This window comes from Leptolyngbya sp. FACHB-8 (assembly GCF_014695575.1).
In the GTDB taxonomy this organism is placed as follows: Bacteria; Cyanobacteriota; Cyanobacteriia; order Elainellales; family Elainellaceae; genus Vacuolonema.
In genome coordinates this window covers 26420-46018 of the sequence record NZ_JACJOO010000089.1, presented here as the reverse complement: position 1 = coordinate 46018, position 19599 = coordinate 26420, and the positions used below count along the sequence as shown (strand labels likewise).

The 19599-nt window shown below is 51.5% G+C and carries 9 protein-coding genes; 8 read left to right on the top strand and 1 reads right to left on the bottom strand.

The genetic code is table 11. The features are described from left to right. Window positions 1-81 precede the first annotated feature (81 nt). The 8 genes from H6F91_RS25915 to H6F91_RS25880 all read left to right on the top strand — a co-directional run bounded on the left by H6F91_RS25915 (window position 82) and on the right by H6F91_RS25880 (window position 17988). Entirely contained in the window at window positions 82-3855 is a 3774-nt protein-coding gene (locus tag H6F91_RS25915) for a hypothetical protein (protein WP_190772805.1), read from the top strand. A gap of 218 nt (window positions 3856-4073) precedes the next feature. Continuing rightward, window positions 4074-5021 (top strand): UV damage endonuclease UvsE, encoded by a 948-nt coding sequence (locus H6F91_RS25910; protein ID WP_190772804.1) that lies wholly within the window; start codon window positions 4074-4076, stop codon window positions 5019-5021. 781 nt (window positions 5022-5802) lie between these two features. Next, on the top strand, window positions 5803-6375 hold the full coding sequence (locus tag H6F91_RS25905) for a hypothetical protein (protein ID WP_190772803.1): 573 nt from the start codon (window positions 5803-5805) through the stop codon (window positions 6373-6375). Window positions 6376-6796: 421 nt separating this feature from the next. Next, window positions 6797-7201, top strand: coding sequence for a hypothetical protein (locus H6F91_RS25900; protein WP_199308057.1), 405 nt, complete (start codon window positions 6797-6799; stop codon window positions 7199-7201). A gap of 607 nt (window positions 7202-7808) precedes the next feature. Further along, window positions 7809-11906 (top strand): PAS domain S-box protein, encoded by a 4098-nt coding sequence (locus H6F91_RS25895; RefSeq protein ID WP_190772802.1) that lies wholly within the window; start codon window positions 7809-7811, stop codon window positions 11904-11906. A gap of 66 nt (window positions 11907-11972) precedes the next feature. Beyond that, complete coding sequence (locus tag H6F91_RS25890; protein WP_190772801.1) at window positions 11973-15074, top strand: response regulator; 3102 nt, start codon at window positions 11973-11975, stop codon at window positions 15072-15074. Window positions 15075-15186: 112 nt separating this feature from the next. After that, window positions 15187-16149 (top strand): diguanylate cyclase, encoded by a 963-nt coding sequence (locus tag H6F91_RS25885; RefSeq protein ID WP_190772800.1) that lies wholly within the window; start codon window positions 15187-15189, stop codon window positions 16147-16149. A gap of 24 nt (window positions 16150-16173) precedes the next feature. Beyond that, window positions 16174-17988: a response regulator gene (locus H6F91_RS25880; RefSeq protein WP_190772799.1), complete on the top strand. Its 1815-nt coding sequence runs from the start codon at window positions 16174-16176 to the stop codon at window positions 17986-17988. A gap of 98 nt (window positions 17989-18086) precedes the next feature. On the opposite strand, the gene glpK is transcribed toward H6F91_RS25880, so the two are convergent. Next, the gene (glpK, locus tag H6F91_RS25875; protein ID WP_190772798.1) at window positions 18087-19595 is read right to left on the bottom strand and encodes a glycerol kinase GlpK; all 1509 of its coding nucleotides are present in this window, start codon (window positions 19593-19595) and stop codon (window positions 18087-18089) included. Between the last annotated feature and the right edge of the window lie 4 nt (window positions 19596-19599).

Below are 19599 nucleotides of genomic sequence, written 5' to 3'. Positions count from 1 at the left end.
AGGTGTGAAGCTCCATCACTGTTTTGTCGCAACCGGACGGGTGATTGATATAAATAGGGATCACTTTGCGTTCTAAAATCGGTGACAGACCCCCAATCCACCATTCGCTTTGAAGTTGTCGTACCTGCCCACCATACGGCTCTCCTCGAAGGGTTAGCCCTCTGGCAGCAACTCGGCTTGCTCTCCGATGAGCAAGTACGGCAACTCTGCCACCGCCATTTAACTTGCCCTTTGCCATCCCCTCAGGCTATTGCTCCTCCTTCCCCTGTGGGCAATTTTGTTGAACCTACAGCAGCAAATCGACAGCGTGCCGTCGCTCCTCGCTCGGTCGCCGAACCCGGTTGGTTAACTCAACGCCTCCAGGCCCTGATGGAAGAAATCAGCATCATCTGGTTGCTATTTTTGGGCGTGTTTTTGGTGATTGTGTCCTCAGGGGTGCTGGCTGCCAGCCAATGGCAAAACTTTTCTCCAACAGGGCAATACCTGGTTTTGCTGGCTTACAGCGTGGCCTTCTTTGCAGCAACGGCATGGACGGCCCGTCGTCCGACGCTGAAGCTCACCACCCAGATGGTGCAGATGGCAACCCTGCTGCTCATTCCAATTAATTTCTGGCGCATGGATACGATCGCCCTCTGGCAGCAACCCTGGGGTTGGGCGATCGCTCCTCTGGCGGCCCTGATGTTAAGCGCCATGCTGGTCACGTTATTACGACCAACCATTGAGCCGCCAGCCCAACCCCGTTGGGTCATCGCAACTATCGTCGCCCTGAGTTGGTTGCATGGAGGTTGGGCTATCGCTGGGATGGCCCTGATTGCCAGCTATGGAGCCACCATCGGCAGCGCCCTGACCTTGACGGCCCAATTTCCTCCCACGACTTCCCAGGAGGGTGAACCCCCAACGGGTTCTGGGTTGAGCCAGCCTATTATCGTAATTTTGTTATCCCTGCTGATACTGCTGGTGCGAGCCTTATGGGTTGCCCAGGTGCCCTTTTCTCAACTGGGGCTGGCCTTCGGTATTTGTGGTGGACTTCTGGCCTGGCAATCTCGCCGCGTCCCTGCCCGGCGTTTGTGGATGCAATTGGGGATAGCTTTGCTGTTACTCGGCTGGGGAGTCACGGTGGGAGCTCAGCCCCCGCTCCAGGCGATCGCCGTCAGTCTAATCGGTGTTGGGTTGATTTTGGAGCAGTTGCTTCACACGCAGCGGAGAGAAGATCTGGCCTCACTGTTTTTGGTGGGCTTACAAGCCTACTGGTTGATGGGCCGCGTGATCCCGCCAGAAACCCGTCGAGGAATTTTTGCCTGGTTAGTGCAACAGGCTGGCCCTGCGGGTATGCCCTGGGCCGCGTTGGGCGTATCCATGTTTCCTTACCTGATCGGGACACTACTGGTGGGGAACTGGTACTACCGCCAATCCCAAAGGTCTCTAGGTCGTACGGCTGAGCACCTGGCTCTGGCCCTGGGCGTCGGACTGGTGGTTGTAAGTCTGCCTAACCCGTTGATGCGATCGCTCACCCTCAGCCTTGCCTTCCTGACCCTGATTGTGACCGTCCGTCGGCGGGAAGAGCTGCCGGGCTGGGTCATCTATGGAGCACAATTTCTAGGATTAGGGGCGATCGCGGCCTGGGTTGCGCTGGCCTTCCCGACGCTGAGTTACACCACCTGGAGCTTACTGCTATTGGGGGCAGCTCTGGTAGAGTGGGGGTTTTGTCTCAGCCCTGGCTGGTCTCGGGTACACCAGAGTAGCTGGCATCTCGGGTTAGGGCTGGCCAGCTTGGGTGGGCTGATGTTTTGGAATGAAGCCGTGCTTCAACCCTGGGGCTGGCTCTGGCTGGCTGTGCCTCTGGCTCTAACTGGATTGGCCTATTTACCCACCTTTCCCCCTTACAGAACGGCAATTGGATGTAGCACCGCTGCGGCTGTTCTCGTCCAGGCTCTGACCTATGAAACCTGGGAAACTCGGCTATTCAGCTTGGGTTTGATGACGGGGTTATTACTCTTCAACACCCGTAGGCAATCAGTTGGCCTCAATGCCACTACCCATATTGGGTTGGGTCTTCTGTTTGTCGGTGCGCTCTTCTGGCAAGTCCGGGAGCAAGTAGCCCCTGAGTGGCCCGTAGTGCTGCCCCTGATGATTGCTGCTTTATGGGGTCTCTGGCATTGGCAATCTCGCAAAGAGAACCCCCTCAGCCGGGTTTACAAACCCAGTTTGACGGGATGGGCGATCGCCCTCTCCATCGGCACGTTCATCGTCTTGTATGGCTTCATTTTCTATACCATTGCGGAGCAGGTGCCCTTAAGCAGGCAAGTGACCGCAGGGATAGTCCTGCTGATCGCTGCCATCGCCTATCGCCTCTGGCTGGCCCCTCGCAACCCCGGCTTCTATAGCCTTGCCATCGCCGTCGAAATGTTGCTGCTGGCTCTCATCCACAACCTCCAGCCAACAGCCCCACTGGATGGACAGATGTGGGCGATCGCCAACCTGGCTCTGGGGCTAGGAACCCAAATTGCTGGAGATTTCTGGACGGCTCGGAAATCACGACCCTATCGCCAAAGCTGGCATTTGATCCCTCTGTCATACGGAGCTGCTGGCATCATCATCGGACATGGGCAACCCTTCAGCCCTGCCACCGGACTCTACACCCTCGCCGCTGCGCTCATCGGGCTAGGGGTGGGACGGCGACGCCCCCGGCTCAAACCCGTGACCTTTGGGGCCATGCTTCTCATCACGGCCGGATTCTATGAGTTACTGATTTATCAACTCAGCCAGGCATCCGGCGGGGCAGCAGGGGATGGATTGGTCCTGCTGGCCGGACTGGCAGCGGTGCTGGGGGTCGGCGATCGCCTCCTCAGCCGCTGGATTGGGCCCTATCTGCGATTAACCCATGATGAATTTAAGAGTTTTGCGCTGGGTCATTGGGTTCTGGGCAGTGGATTACTCCTGATGGCACTGAGCTTCGACCGCAGCCTTCAGGGTGGCCTGCTCTGGATTAGCGTCGCTCTGATTCTGGCAGCTGATGCGCTCTGGCAGGGCCGCACTCAGGAGAATCTAACCTATGCCGGTATCACAGCGGCGACCGTGGCCTGTGGTTACGGCCTCTGGCTTGCCGTTCCTGATACAGCGTTACTACTGGCCTGGGCGGGCGCGATCGCTACCCCTGTCGCCTGCGCCATGTACCTGGTACCGTGGCCTCGCCTTGGCTGGAGCGATCGCCCCTGGCAAAACTCTGCCCTGATTCTTCCACTCACCCTCGTTGTTTTATTCGCTGACCAGGCGGCTGCCCCATCGCTGTTTATCGTTGGTGCCTTTTATGCCTGGGTCGCTAAAGTCAGGCATCAGGTTCGGTTGAGCTACTTCAGTGTGCTGTTGGCGAACTGGGGCGTTTTCCAATGGCTCAATGAGCAAGGCATTCAAGAACCCTTGGCCTATGCGTCGCTGATAGGTCTATCCCTGCTCTATCTGGCCCAGGTCGATCCTAACCTGCAAACGGCGAACAGCCGTCAGAATCGCCATTGGTTGCGCATTCTAGCCGTTGGCTTAATTGTACTGACCAGCATTTACGAAGCCGAGCGGGGCTTGGGGATGGCCGGTTTCGCCCTGGCGATCGCCCTGCTTCTCGTCATTGCGGGTTTAGCCTTTCGAGTCCGCGCCTATTTGTTCGTCGGCACGCTTGCCTTCATCTACCAGGTTCTCCGTCAGTTAGTCGTGCTCATCGACCTTTACCCCCTTCTCCTCTGGGCCGTTGGTATTGCTTTGGGCCTCCTCTTCATCTGGATTGCGGCCAATTTTGAAGCTCGCCGCGCCCAAATTGCAGAGTTCGTTCGCTATTGGCTCGGTGCTTTGGAGCAATGGGACTAAGGTAGGGGCAGTTGCCTGGTAGAGCTATCTCTTCGAGATGGTTTCACCAGGCAGCCATTTTTGAGTTTGAATAGGCTAAAAATCCCTCCATACGGGCTTTTCAGCCTATTCAAACACTGGAGAAAGATCCGGCCAAAAACAACGGAAACCCCCACCCAAAAGCTGATTTTTCGTCTGTTACACATTGTCATAGTGGAAGAAAGTGCAGATTAAGGTCTATGCCTGTGCAGACTTCCTCCACCAGCCCGTCCTGCTTATCCCCCAGTGTTGCAATCCCCGAATTAGGGCTTGTTTGTATCACCACCTCCCAAGCAGTTCGTTACAAAACCTTAACTCGCAAGCGCCTCCTGCTGATGAGCCCAGAGGAGCAAACCACTGCATTGCGATCGCTTTATCTTGAGAACCTGCGCCGCTTCAACCAGGCCATTGAGTTTTGCCATCAGCAGGCCATTCGTCTGTATCGCCTTCCCTCCAACCTGTTCCCCTTTGGCGATACTCCCCTGGGTCGCGATTTGCTCGATGAGTTGGCTCCTCAATTGCGGCAGGCTGGCGATCGCGCCAAAGCGTACGGCCTCCGTCTGGTGCTACACCCCGAACAATTTGTTGTGCTGAATTCCGATAACCCCACTGTTATCGAGAACAGCATTACGGTCCTATCCGCTCTCGCCTACCAGTTTGACCTGATGGGCCAACCCCAATCTCCCTGGACTACGATGAACATCCACGGGGGCAAAGGCGATCGCGTAGAACGGTTAATCCAGGTGATTCGTGATCTGCCTGATCCTATTCGTACCCGGCTTACCCTGGAGAATGACGAGCACATGTATAGTGCAACATCCATTTTCGAGATCTGTCAGGCTTCAGGGGTTGCCATGGTCTTCGATGCTCATCATCACCTTGTACGCGAACGCTTAGACAGCTACGACGACCCCAGCATTGCGGAAGCGATCGCCCAGGCCCGTAGCACCTGGCCTGATCCCACTTGGCAGCTGGTGCACATCTCCAACGGGCGCGACTCCCTTCACGATCCCAGCCATAGTGATGTGATTTGGAATATGCCCGAAGCCTTCCGTCAGGTGCCCTGGATTGAAATTGAAGCCAAGCACAAGGAGGAAGCGATCGCCCGCCTCCGGCAAGAGTGGTTGCAGCCTATGCAACTGAGTTAGTTTTCTGTAACAAAGATTAATGCTTCCATTGCAACAAAGAAAAGCGTGAGATGAGTTGCTTCACAACGGCACCATCAGGGCTATAGCTTACAGCGCTTTGCACTTGAATCAGCCACGGTTGTTTTTGTGAGAGCCGCGCTCCGCGCGGCTCTCACAAAAACAACCGGATTTTAAGCGTTTGAAAAGCGCTGTAAATTGCGTAAAGCGACAAAAGCACTAACTTAATCCCAGTTTGGGCTAAGCTGAAGTACCCATTTTTGCGACGCGAAGCGTACCCAAAAATGGGCATTTTCGAGTGTTTATGTAACGTGCAGCACTCGAAAACGCCCCTGATCCGGACCCAGGCTACTTCATCAAGAGCTCAGATTCCTGACCTCAATTCTTGAGAGTTCCGGTTGTGCCAGCCCCACGAAGCGTTAATGCTATTTCATCATCAGCTTGCAAGGAACACTTCGAAAAAGCTCACGTTGAAATACCTCTTACTGACAGAAAAAGTGCGCTTTAGTCATTGCAGGGTCGTTATCTGAACGCAAGCACGTTATGCCGAATTAATTCAATTGTCGTGAATTGTAAAGATTTCATCTATCCCTGGTAGGAGATTTTTTGATGAGCTGGTTTCGTTGTTAACTAGAGATGTTTGGAAACGTGAATTTTTTATGCATGATACCCATAGAAAATTCATTTCTCTTAGGTTCTCTAACCTTACTCCAAACACTGCACCCTATGCCGTACAGCCTAGGATGCTCAGCTGCCCTCCCCTGCCGATGCTGCGAGCAACTCCATGGACGCGATTCTGCAAGAAACCATTCTACGAGCCTTGCCCGAAACCTTCTGGGAACACCTGGAGGGGGTCCGGTTTCACATTGTTACAGGTGTTCTAACTGTCATTGCCCCCGACGAGACAAAGGCTAAAGCCCTGGCGATCGCCTCTATCTGGGCGGATGCCCTCGACTCTGTCGGCTGTGAGCACCTGGTCATCACCGACAAAGCCAACTATCGCCACGAGATGACCCTGGAATCCTGTGTCGATTGCCAAATCCTGGTTTCCCTGGAATGCGAATCCCAGCTTCAATGGCTACTGTACATGGAAACCTTGCCCGAGTCTGTCCAGCAGCGTCTGCGGCAGGATGGATTGACCGTCCACCCTAACGGACCCCGTCTCGATCTGTACGCAAAGCCTGTGCGGATCTCAGACGTGCTTCCTCTGCTCTACTGGCTGATGGGAGTGGAATCTTTTGGGTTTACTCAGGTGCGTCTGATGGAAAACCCCGACAAACCCCGTCTTACCCTTTCTGTTGAAGAAATTCGCCGCCTGGTACGGTACGGCTTCAACCGCTTATTCAAATCAGCCTAAATCATCCAATGCTGACGCATTTTTATTGAGTGTGGCCTGTGAAACCCACCACACTCAACAAGAATGAACTGGCCTAACCAGATTGTGCAAGGTTATATAACCTTAGGAGATCTGCTCAGGACCGTGTACTGAATAACCTGTCATTCTTTTTGTGAAAACGGTACGAAGTTGCCACTCCCACAAAAAGAATGACAGGTTATTTTGCACCATGCTCGCCATTTTTCCCAAGCTTTTGATTTTGCGTGCCCGTTACGCACGCAAAATCAAGGGCTTGAGAAAAATGGCGGAGGTATTGGTTTATTTGTAATTTTTAGGGCCGTCGGTTTTGAAAACTGGTGAAACGTACAAGTTTTCAAAACCGACGGCCCTAAGCAACTAAATGCTTGCTATACACTGAAAGAAATTCTTAAAGGAAATGTTGATGAAGCCGACTAAAGAGGTTGAAACCCATACCCCGGCCGAGCGATCTCACAGTGCCTCCTCCGGAGAATCATCTACCCCTGCAGACAAAGCCAGCAAGCAGCCTGCTAGCACTTCGTCTGAGCCCATTGCCGATATGCAGCAAATCGACGAAATCTTCAGTTCACTCAAAACTCTGTTGAGTACCGTCGAAAAACTTCAAAAAGCCCGTCAGGAAGTAGGCGACATCAAGCCTTTAGTGGGGCGATTGCTGGACGGTGAACTGGTTTCCGGCGACGAATTGGAACAACTAAAAGTCGGGGTTGGGGGCCTCTCTCGCCTGGTACGGTCTTACACCGACTACCAGGTTGCGTTAGACAAAGCCCAACCTGCCCGGAATCTACTCGATCAAGTCTTAAAAGGATAAACGCCGCTTCCTCTCCAACAGGCTGTGATACCCACCTGCCTAGTGCCTGTTTTAAAGCTGTTTGGAAGATTTGTTTTTTCGTGTGCTTTGCACACGAAAAAACAGCTTTTTGAAAGGAATAAGCGCTTAAGAAGCACTTAAATATTAATAAAACTACCTCTAAAACCCAGATTTTTATTGTGGGCAGTAATTCTTAGTATGGGCCTCAAAGCCAAGAGTTCACGCCCGTAGGACGTGAACTCTTGGCTTTGAGGCCCGAAAACCGCGCGCCTTTGGCGCGCGGTTTTCGGGCCTGATTTCAAAATGAGAACTGCTATATTGTGGGAGCTTCGCTTCGCAATGAAAAAATCTGGGTTTTAGCGTTATCCTGCAATCCTGTAAATGGGGTATTTAGGAGAGACTACTTGCGTACCCCATCTACAGAACCTGGAACTATAGCTCATCAAACACAACCTACGGATTAAGAATTATCAATAAAACTTTCTCCAATCTGTATGACTCTCTAGCTGAAACCATATTTCATATTTGATTAAACATTCACGCCGTAAATCTCTCATGTTTGCGTCCCTAGTCAGGGAATCCTAAGAGGGGTACTCTGTTAAAAACTATGAGCGCTTATCGACGGTTTCCTCTCATTGGCGCGGTTTTTGGCTCAGCCACGATCGCCACAATTCTGATTTTAGAAATATGGCATTTCTGGACCCATCGAGAGGCCTTCTGTGAAGCACCCTCAATCCTGACCATGATGGTGCTGTTGGGGACCGTGGGCGGGTGGGCGATCGCTTTCATGGTCTATCTACGCCAACAAACAACCTCTATCCAGGCGCTCAATCGGCAGCTACACCACGAAATTGCCCAGCGGAAACTCATTGAACAAGACCTGCGAGAAAGCGAAGAACGCTGGCAACTTGCACTGCGGGGTAATAACGATGGCATCTGGGACTGGAACGTGCAAACAAACGACGTTTTCTTTTCCAGCCGTTGGAAGGAAATGCTAGGGTTTGCAGACCATGAAATTGCTAATCATATCGATGAATGGTCAAAACGAGTTCACCCCGATGATCTAGGCTGGGTTACCCAGGCCATTCAAGATCATTTTGCGAAAAAAACACCGTTTTACATCACGGAGCATCGAGTACTGTGTAAAGACGGCTCCTATAAGTGGATTCTTGACCGTGGGCAGGCGCTCTGGGATGATGCCGGGCGTGTAGTTCGTATGACAGGTTCTCACACCGATATTACAGAGCAGAAGCAAACTGAAGTCGGTTTGCGGGAAAGCGAAGAACGCTATCGACGATTAATCCAAAATCTCAACGCAGGTTTTGTGATTCATAGGACAGCCACCCAGATTTTGATGTGCAATCAAATCGCCTGTGATCTGTTGGGTCTTTCCATGGGCTCATTGGGAAAAGATGAAATGGATCCAACCTGGCATTTTACCGATGAGGATGGCTTACCCATCCCTCCGGATTGCCATCCTGTGAACCAGGTTTTAGCGACTCGGGCTCCTCTCAAAAACGTTGTGTTGGGCATCCAGCAAGCAGAAAAACCTCCGCGATGGCTATTAGCAAACGCATTTCCAGAATTTGATCAAAATCATCAGCTCCTTCAGGTCGTTGTGACGTTCATTGATATTAATGAGCAGCAGGCTGCCCTGCGTGAACGTAAACGCATGGAATTAGAACGCCAAACAGCTGAGAACGCATTACGCCAGAGTGAAGCCACTAAGCAAGCCATCATCGAAGCCATTCCAGACCTCCTTATTCACATGCGTTCTGATGGAAGCTATGTGGACTTTATGTCTAAAAATGGCTTTGATCATCTCTACCCAAATCAGATCGCAGCCAGCGCTACGCTGAACAAAGTGTTGCCCCCTCATCTCGCTCAATTACGTCTGGAGTCCATCCACCAGGCTCTGCAAAGCCATGAACTACAGGTCTATGAGCATGAGTTTCTTCTCGGTGGGCAACAGCGCCATGAAGAGTTGCGTGTGGTACCCCTTCCTCAACATGATGTACTGGTGATGGTACGCGACATTACCGCCCGCAAACAGGCTGAGGCGGAGCTGCAAGCTCAGAAGAACTTTTTGCAACAGGTAATCGATGCTGTTCCCAGTTCGATTTTTGTGAAAGACCAACAGGGAAAATTCTTGATCGTCAATCAAGCAGCATCTGCTATCTATGGCATTCCCATTAGCGAGATGCTTGGTAAACAGGATTGCGACTTCAACGAGAACCTTTTGCAATCGAAGGAATTTGCTAGCCAGAACCAAGCTGTCATTCAAAACCTTACGCCCATCACCTTTCCTGATCAAGAAATTCAAGATCGCTACGGAATGACCCGCTGGTATCAAACCACTATCAGCCCCTTTACCAACGCAGATGGCCATGTCAGGGGCATCATTGGCAATGCTATTGATGTGAGCGATCGCAAACACGCTGAGACCAATCTCCAATTTAGTGAGGAACGCCTGAAGCTGGCTTTGGATGCCTCCCAGGATGGGCTATGGGATTGGAATATGCAAACGGGAGATATTTACCATAGCGATCGCTATCTAGAGATCCTCGAATACCAGCCTGGTGAGGTACTCCTGGATTTACCCAGTTGGAAGGAAACGATTCACCCAGACGATCAAGCAGAAGTGCTGAGGTGCCTCACAGCTCACCTGCACGATCATTCACACACCTATACCTGTGACTATCGGGTTCGATGCAAATCTGGCACGTGGAAATGGATTACAGACTATGGCAAGGTCGTTGTTCATGATGCCAATGGTAAGCCACTCCGCATGATTGGAGCCTATCGGGATATTAGCGATCGCAAACAAGCCGAAGCTGAACTACGCCACCAGAAAGAAATCTTTCAGGCCATTGTTAACCACATTCCGTTCATGATTGTGTTGTTCAATGGGGAAGGCCAGGTGGAATTGGTCAACCCCGAACTGGAAAAGGTACTGGGTTGGTCACTGGCAGACTGGCAACACCTGGATACTCCGGCTCAACATAACAGCTCCCCAGACGCACGACACCAAATGCGCGCCCATCGACTGGCAGCCAGTGGGAAATGGCATGACTTTACCATTCAAACCGCGTCTGGACGGAACCTCGACATCTCCTGGGCCAATGTGCAGCTTTCCAACGGGCATTCCCTGGGTATTGGGCAGGATGTGAGCGATCGCAAACGCCGTGAGTCAGCCCTGCGCCAGGCCGTAGAAGCCGCAGAAGCGGCCAATCTGGCCAAAAGTTTGTTCCTCGCCAATATGAGTCATGAGCTTCGTACCCCTCTCAACGTCATTCTCGGCTTTGCCCAGGTCATGACCCACGACCCGGCCCTCACCCTCCCGCAACAATCCGACCTGCAAACCATTCGCCGTAGCGGCGATCATCTACTGAATCTGATTAACGACGTATTGGATCTCTCCAAAATTGAAGCTGGCTATAGCACCATTGACCTGAGCGGATTTGACTTCATCGCACTATTGCATTCCCTGCGTACCATGCTGGCCGAACGCGCCACAGCCAAAGGGTTACTCCTGTTCTTTGACATTGCCCCCGAAGTTCCTCAATTCATTCTTTCCGACATTCAAAAACTGCGCCAAATCCTGCTCAACCTCTTGAGCAATGCCATTAAGTTCACGGATCGGGGAAGTGTCACGCTGCAGGTGCGCATTAAGGAGCCGACGCGTGGCCGAGTGGCTGAGTGGCCCGGTGGAGACGCTAAGTCTAGGCCCTACCCCTCCACCTATCCACTTGCCCCTGCCCCCCTGACGCTCCAGGTCACCATCATCGACACCGGGCCGGGCATCGCCGAGGACGAACTGACCACAATCTTTGATGCTTTTGTGCAAGCGAAGGCTGGGCGACAATCTGCCAGCGGTACGGGATTGGGGCTAAGCATCAGCCGCAAATTGCTGGAATTGATGGAGGGTCGTATTACCGTCAGGAGTACCCTGGGACAGGGAAGTACCTTTACCCTTACTCTCCCGGTGCAGCCTTGCAGTGGGGTTAGTGTTGTCCCCGAAGCCAGCGATCGCATTGTCATCGGCCTAACTCCCGGACAACCCCTTCGCCGCATTCTTGTCGTAGATGACCAACTCGAAAACCGTACACTCATGATGCGATTGCTCTCCCAGCCAGGACTGGAGGTGCGGGAAGCCAGTAATGGGGAGGATGCAATTCACCTCTGGCAGGAATGGTACCCTGACCTCACGTGGATGGATGTTCGGATGCCCGGGATGGATGGGTATGAGGCCACCCGGCAAATTCGAGCTTTGGAACAGGGGGCCAATAGTATCATCATTGCCCTTACCGCTCAAGCCTCCCAGAGCGATCGCACCCTCGCTCTGGCTGCGGGTTGCGATGACTATATCAGCAAGCCCTTCCGTGAAGAGACCCTATTTCTGAAAATGAGGGAGTATCTGGGATTGGAGTATATCTATGCAGAACCGGATGTGGCCATCACTCCATTCCCAGCAGCCTCTCCTCATGCCAACGAGCCTTATGTGGCCTTACTCACTTCCCAGCCCGCCTCCTGGTTAGAGGCTCTGGAGGATGCTGCGATCTGTGGCAATGACCGGGCGATCGCCGAACTGGTAGCCCAATTGCCCACGCAGGCGACTCAGCTCGCCACCTTTCTGCTTGATCTGGTTGACCAGTTTGCATTTGAGCACATTTTACACCTGCTCCACCAACCCGTTGAGCACTAGCAGTTCCTAAAGTTTTTGTGGGTTGTCCCGGATTTCCCTTCCTTCATTCCTGCTCTCGCCACCACCATGAAGTCACAAATCGCACTTACTCCTTTATTAACTGCTACAAAACTGGCCTCTCTGGAGGTGTGTGATGACGCATCCGTCTACGCTCCTGGTTATATCCAGCCCCATGGAATGGTGTTGGTGCTAGAGGAGGAAACCCTCAAGATTGTGCAGGTGAGCGATAACACAGAGGCCTTTCTGGGTATCCCTGCTGCGAAGGTACTGGGCCGGTCTTTACAACAAATATGTTCCCGAAAACAGCTCGAGCATCTGCGGCAGATTTTGGCTCATCCTAATCTGGAATTGCACAATCCATTCGACCTGAAATTTCAACGTAAAGGACATCAGGCCCATCTAAGAAAAAGGGCTTTCCGTTGCACGTTGCATCGAATGTCAAACGGCCTTTTGTTGGAATTGGAACCCCACACGCCCATCAACAAAACCCATTCCATTCAGTTCTACCATCGGCTCCAAATGGCAACCCTGAGCCTTCGCCGGTCCACAAACCTGGAGGAGTTAGCTCAAATTCTTGCCCAAGAAATCAAGGCGCTGACAGGATTCGATCGCGTCATGGTTTACCGATTTGAGGCGGATGAGCATGGATTGGTCATTGCCGAAGAGAAGGAGCCCCATCTCGATAGCTACCTGGGGCTGCATTTTCCCGCCTTCGATATTCCTGTTCCGGCACGTCAACTCTTCCGCCACAATTGGGTACGTCAAATCCCTGATGTCAGTGCTTCCTCGGCTCGTTTACTCATCCTTGACAGCGACAAGCCCTCATCACTGGATCTCAGTACCTGTGTTCTGCGAGGTGTATCGCCATACCATGTGGAATACTTGCAAAACATGGGTGTTGCGGGGACATTTACCATTTCACTGATTGACGATAAAAAGCTGTGGGGATTGATCGCCTGCCATCACTACACCCCCCATCTGTTGGACTACGAATTACGCAAAACCTGTGAATTTTTAGGCCAATTTGCCTCCATTGAATTGGTTAACCAACAAGAGCGTGAGTTGAACGAATACCGGGTGCAAGTCAAGGCTATTCAAGATCAATTGCAATGGGCTTTTTTGCGAGATGCCAGCGCGATCGAACAAGTGCTCGCAGACAACACGATGCAACTCCTGAATCTGGTTCATGCCCAGGGAGCCGCCTTACTCCTTGATGGTCAGTTGACCCTCATTGGGCAAACACCTTCTAGCGATGAGGTGCAGTCCTTAATTACCTGGCTGGGGGAGCACCGAAGCAACCAACCCAACTCTGAACTATCACCTGGAGAGCGGGTGTTTGCGACCAGTACGCTTCCCGCTTTATACCCCCCGGCCCGGCAGTTTAAGGATTGTGCCAGCGGCATCCTGGCCATTTCCATTGTCCTGAGTCAGGTGAAGCAAAAGTCATACCACATTCTCTGGTTTCGACCCGAACAAGTCCAAACTGTGAATTGGGCTGGGAATCCGCAGTCAGCTATTAGTGTTGATGAAGTTGGCAACATGCGCCTCAATCCCCGGAAATCCTTTGAGCTCTGGAAGGAAACGGTGCAGGAGATGTCTTGCCCCTGGCAGTTAGCGGAACTGGAAGCTGCAGCAGAAATGCGCAACACCTTGATGCTTGCAGTCCTGGAGTTTTCCCAGGCGGCGTTGGAACAAGCGGCAGAGCGAGCGGCGATCGCCAACCGCGCCAAAAGTCAGTTCCTGGCCAAAATGAGCCATGAACTGCGAACCCCCCTGAATGCCATTTTGGGATTCACTCAACTGATGGCTCGCAACCAGGAAACTCCCACCGAGTTTCGAGAACAGTTGGGTATTATCAGCCGCAGTGGTGAACATCTTTTGACCCTGATTAATGACGTCCTGGAAATGTCAAAAATTGAGGCCGGACAACTGGTCTTAACCGAATCCTGTTTTGATATTCATCGCTTAATCTTGTCCATTCAAGAGATGTTCACCTTAAAGGCATCAGAAAAGGGTCTACGGCTTGAAACTGAACAGGATGATAATCTGCCGTGCTATGTCTGCGGTGACGAGGCCAAGCTTCGCCAAATTGTGATCAATCTGCTGAGTAATGCCATCAAATTTACCGTAGAAGGAAAGGTCATCCTGCGAGTTAAAGCATTATCCTGCAATGACTTCACACACTTAAAATCACACTCCAATTCCTCCCGGCAGCCCATTGTTCTCCAGTTTGACGTGGAAGATACAGGCCCGGGTATTGCCAGTACAGATTTGAACTCCATCTTTGAAGCATTCATTCAGACGGATCAGGGCCGTCATGCTCAGGGCACCGGATTGGGGCTCTCAATCAGTCGTCAGTTTGCCAACTTGATGGGGGGTACCCTGACTGTTCGGAGCGTGGTAAACCGGGGTTCTACATTTACTTGCCAGGTAGTTCTGCGCCTGCCAGAAGGATTAGATATTGTGGAACCTGAATTGCAATATTCTGTCGTTGGCCTGGCTCCCGGACAACCCACCCCTCGCATTTTGGTCGCTGAAGATGTCGCCGAAAATCGGCAATTACTGGTGACCTTACTGGAATCTATAGGATTTGAGGTGCAAGCCGTCAAGAATGGTGTTGAGGCGATCGCCCACTGGCAGGCCTGGCATCCACACCTCATTCTGATGGATATTCAAATGCCTGAAATGAACGGCTACGAGGCCATCCGGCAAATTCGTATGCAGGAAGCTCAGACCACTCTCTTGCAGGCAGGAACCGTCCTCCAGAAAAGTAGCACGCCTATTATTGCCTTAACGGCCTATGCTTTTGACAATGATCGAATAGCTTGCTTCGAGGCGGGGTGCACCGACTACATCGCAAAACCCTTTACTGAAAGCGTGCTGTTTAACAAAATGGCATATCACTTAGGAATCCGTTACCGTTATGCGGAGGAAATACCGTTGAGAGCGGCCACACATCAAGAAAAGTACTTGACTTCTCAGGAACTGGGAATAATGGGATTAGAATGGGTAACTCAAGTTCATGAAGCTGCATTGGATCTGAACGATATAAAGCTTCGTCAGCTAATTGCTCAAATTCCTACGGAGGAGCAAAACCTAATTGGTGTGATGAAATTTCTGGTTGACAACTTTCAATTGGAGACAATCGCCAACCTCACTCAATGTTAGATAAACAACACCTTGGGTATTTTTTCTGTAATTCCTAATTTTGTGTATCTAAGGCGTCTACAAAATTAGGAGTTGTAGAAGAAACACCCGAATTCGTTGGGACAGGAACGCTATGATTACCTTACTAAAATCTGTTACTGAGACGAATATTTTAATTGTTGACGATACCCCTGATAACTTACGGTTGCTGGCCCGCATCCTGGAGGCTGAGGGGTATATGGTACGTAAATCTTTGTCAGGCAGGATGGCGCTTCAGGGAGTTTACCGCGATCCTCCCGATCTAATCCTGTTAGATATTAATATGCCTGACATCAGTGGTTATGCTGTCTGCCAGGAGTTAAAAGCATCTGAAAGCACAGCCCATATTCCTATTATTTTTATTAGTGCTTTGAATCAGATCAATGATAAAGTTCGAGCGTTTGAAATCGGAGGGCAAGACTACATTGCCAAACCCTTTCAAGAGCTAGAAATATTAATGCGCGTAAAAAATCAGCTTCTCATTCAACAGCAACGACAACAACTTTTGATACAAAACCAACGATTAGAACAGGAAATTAAAGAACGGCTAAAAGCAGAAGCAGAGGTCAGGCAGCTCTCCTTAACCGATGAATTAACGGGCCTTTATAACCGACGAGGCTTTTTTGTCCTGGCCGAGCACCAACTTAAAGCTGCTTGGCGCAGTCAGATGCCGTGCTGTTTAGTGTTTATTGATCTGGATGGACTAAAAGTCGTTAATGACACTTTGGGCCATGCCGTGGGCGATCGCATGATCACCCATGCAGCTCAATTACTCAAGCAAACCTTTCGCGATGCTGACATTGTAGGGCGGTTAGGCGGCGATGAGTTTGCGGTCTTTATTCCAGCTTGTCCGGACCATGCCGCAGATGTCAGTCATCGTTTAGAGACAAATCTCTGCAATTTCAATCAAACTTGCGAACCTGCTGAACAGGTATCTATGAGTATTGGTATTAGCCAATGTAACCTGGGCGATCGCTTTTCTCTGACTCAACTCATAGCCCAGGCTGATCAACTCATGTATGAGCATAAACGTGCTAAGTACTCAATACGCCATTGACTTATCCTTGATCGCAAACGTGCCATGGTATCATCCAATCCCTCCATCGCGAATATTTTACTGGTGGATGATACGCCAGATAACTTACGACTGTTGGCAAAAATACTCGAATCCCATGATTACCTCGTACGCAAATCATTGAGCGGCAAAATGGCTCTACAAGCCATCTTCCGAGATCCACCTGATCTGATCTTGCTGGATATTAATATGCCGGAGATGAGCGGTTATGAGGTCTGCCAACAGTTGAGGGCTTCGGCTACAACTCAGCATATCCCCATCATATTTATCAGCGCCCTTGATCATGTAAGTGATAAAGTTTACGCCTTTGAGGTGGGTGGGCAAGACTATATTACCAAACCCTTCCATGAGATGGAGGTGCTCGCTCGCATTAAAAATCAGCTTCTCATCCGGCAACAGCAAAAAGAAATTTTGGAACAACAAGCGCTGGTTATTCAGAAGAACGAAAAACTGCACCAGGAGATTGAAGAGCGTCAGCGCGTTGAAGCAGAAGTCCGGCGACTGAACGCTGACCTGGAGCAACGAGTTGAAGCCCGTACCCGAGAATTACAACAGGCTCTAAACCTGAAACTAGCCTTGCAACGCATCTCTGATCAGGTGCGAGATTCCCTTGATCAAAACCAGATTCTACAAACTGCGGTTGAGACCCTGGCCCAGGTGCTCAATGTGCATTGCTGTGATGCTGCCCTCTACAGTGCTGATCATGCAACCTCTACTATTCGGTATCAGTGGCTTCAGCCTGGGCTAGCAGTAACCCAGGGTCAAACCCTGTACATGGCCGATTTCCCAGAGTTATATGAGCAGTTACAAGAGCGGCTCTGCTTCGCGTTCTGCCAAATTCAACCCACCGCTATTCGTCATCACTCAGCCATTCTGGCCTGCCCTATTTTTGACCATCAGGTAGACCAATCAGGGATTCTAGGCGATCTCTGGTTGTTCCGGGAGGTTTACGCCAGCTTCAGTGCGATGGAAGTCCATTTAGTGCAGCAGGCCGCTAATCAATGCGCGATCGCCCTCCGTCAGGCCAGACTCTACGAGGCCGCCCAATCGCAGGTACGAGAATTGGAGCGATTGAATCAGCTTAAGGATGACTTTTTGAGTACGATTTCCCATGAGTTGCGATCGCCCGTTGCCAGCATGAAAATGGTTCTGAAATTGCTGATGAACCTGACCGATCAGGGACAGAATTTCGTCGACATGATGGAACACTCCATGGAGCATCGGCAAAAGGCTGTGCAATACTTGACGGTTTTGCAGGAGGAGTGCGATCGTGAGCTCGCCCTGGTGGAAGATTTATTACACCTTCAGCATATTGAAGCTGGAACCTACGACAATCAGCCCACCCCAGTTTTCCTTCAGGATTTTATCCCCTATCTGCTCGAACCCTTTGAGGCGCGTGCCCACAATCAGCAGCAACGCCTGAATGTAACCATCGCCCCAGATCTTCCAACCCTCAATCTCGATCCATTGAGCCTAACGCGCGTAGTGACTGAACTGCTCAGTAATGCTTGTAAGTACACCCCGGCCGGAGGGACGATCTCTGTCATGGCCAGAGCTTCTGCCCAAAATGAAGGAACAGAGCCGATCAAGCTGCGTCTCTCCGTCACCAACACGGGGGTTGAGATTATGCCCACTGAACTCCCCCGCATTTTTGACAAGTTCTACCGCATTCCCAATAACGACCCCTGGAAGCATGGCGGTACAGGCTTAGGCTTAACCCTGGTGAAAAAGCTTGTTGAGCAGATGCAAGGCCATATCCAGGTCGAAAGTAACCCTGATCAAACCCGTTTTACCGTTCTACTTGCTATGGATCAGGGCTAATGAGAGCCGTAGAGGCAGGGCTTCGTCTCGCCTTCTACACACTGTGGGGCGTGAATTGTTGTGTGGTGAAGCCGGAAAATCCATGGAGGAAGCTCAATCTAGGCCCAGTGCTTTGCGCGTTCCACTGCTTTCTGCCAGGTGGCAAAGTTGGCGATCGCCTCTTCACCTCCCTCCCCCGGCTCAAATACCCGGTCTACAACCTGCTTGCCCTGCAACCCATCCCTCGATGGCCAGAAACCGCTGGCTATTCCTGCGGCAAAGGCTACGCCCTGCACCGTAGTATCTTGCATCCTGGGTCGCTCTACCGGAATGCCCAACACATCCGCCTGAAGCTGCATCAAGAAATTATTCTGGCAGGCTCCTCCATCCACCTTTAAGCGCTCAATAGGAGCTGCCCCAGAACTGTTGATGGCCTCAACGACCTCCTTCACCTGGTAGGCGACCGCCTCCAGCACCGCTCGCACCATGTGAGGCCGCTGCACACCTCCGGTGATCCCTAAAAACGCCCCCCGAGCATCCATATCCCAATGGGGCGTACCCAGGCCACTCAGAGCCGGAACGAAATAGACACCTCCATTATCAGAGACTTGTTGGGCTAATGCATCTGTTTCATCCGCTGTGCGAATTAGCCCCAGTCCATCCCGCAACCACTGAATGCAGGCTCCAGTGGTGAACATGCTACCCTCCAGGGCATAGCCAGCCGTAGTTTCGCCCTCGGCACTTGACTGGCTCCAGGCGATGGTGGCAATCAACTGGTGAGGCGATCGCACAATCTGGTTCCCTGTATGAGCGACGAGAAAGCTACCGGTACCGTAGGTGCATTTGACCAGGCCGGGGCGATCGCACCCATGCCCAAACAACGAGGCTTGCTGATCACCCAAAATTGCCATGATTGGAATTTCAGCTCCGGCCACCTGGGGATCGGTGGCACCAAAGTATCCCAGGCTGGGTTGAATAGTGGGTAAGAGGTGGGCTGGAATATTGAATAGTGATAACAACCGTTCGTCCCATTGGCGGGTTGTCAGGTTGTATAACATCGTGCGGCTCGCATTACTGTCATCCGTTGCATGCACGTTGCGTCCAGTGAGATTCCACAGGATCCAGGTATCGATCGTGCCGGCTAAAACCTGATCTAGCGCAACGTTTTCTGCCTGAACAGTGTGTTCTAAGAGCCATGCCAATTTGGTCGCTGAAAAATACGCATCAATGACCAAACCCGTTCGCTCAAAAATCTCGGCTCCATACCCCTCGTTTTGTAGTTTTTGGCAAAGGGAGGCTGTACGGCGATCCTGCCATACAATGGCACGATGCAGAGGTTGGCCTGTAGTTTTATCCCACAGCAAACAGGTTTCGCGCTGCACCGTCAGACCCATAGCTGCGATCTCAGACGGTTGGATCCCCGCTTGTTGAATGGCAGACTGCATGACAGTACAGGTCGCCTGCCAGATTTCCATAGGGTCATGCTCCAGCCAACCCGGTTGAGGGTAATACTGGGTTAACTCCTGGTAAGCCTGACTGACAACTTGCCCCGCCGCATTAAATACAAACGCCCGGTTACCGGTTGTGCCTAAATCTAAAGCGAGAATGTATTGAGGAGAAACGGCCATAATC

Excerpts from the sequence above, each read along its gene's own strand:
- H6F91_RS25910 (WP_190772804.1), top strand. The coding sequence starts at position 4,074 with ATGCCTGTGCAGACTTCCTCCACCAGCCCGTCCTGCTTATCCCCCAGT.
- H6F91_RS25905 (WP_190772803.1), top strand. The coding sequence starts at position 5,803 with ATGGACGCGATTCTGCAAGAAACCATTCTACGAGCCTTGCCCGAAACC.
- H6F91_RS25900 (WP_199308057.1), top strand. The coding sequence starts at position 6,797 with ATGAAGCCGACTAAAGAGGTTGAAACCCATACCCCGGCCGAGCGATCT.
- H6F91_RS25895 (WP_190772802.1), top strand. The coding sequence starts at position 7,809 with ATGAGCGCTTATCGACGGTTTCCTCTCATTGGCGCGGTTTTTGGCTCA.
- H6F91_RS25890 (WP_190772801.1), top strand. The coding sequence starts at position 11,973 with ATGAAGTCACAAATCGCACTTACTCCTTTATTAACTGCTACAAAACTG.
- H6F91_RS25885 (WP_190772800.1), top strand. The coding sequence starts at position 15,187 with ATGATTACCTTACTAAAATCTGTTACTGAGACGAATATTTTAATTGTT.
- H6F91_RS25880 (WP_190772799.1), top strand. The coding sequence starts at position 16,174 with ATGGTATCATCCAATCCCTCCATCGCGAATATTTTACTGGTGGATGAT.
- glpK (WP_190772798.1), bottom strand. The coding sequence starts at position 19,595 with ATGGCCGTTTCTCCTCAATACATTCTCGCTTTAGATTTAGGCACAACC.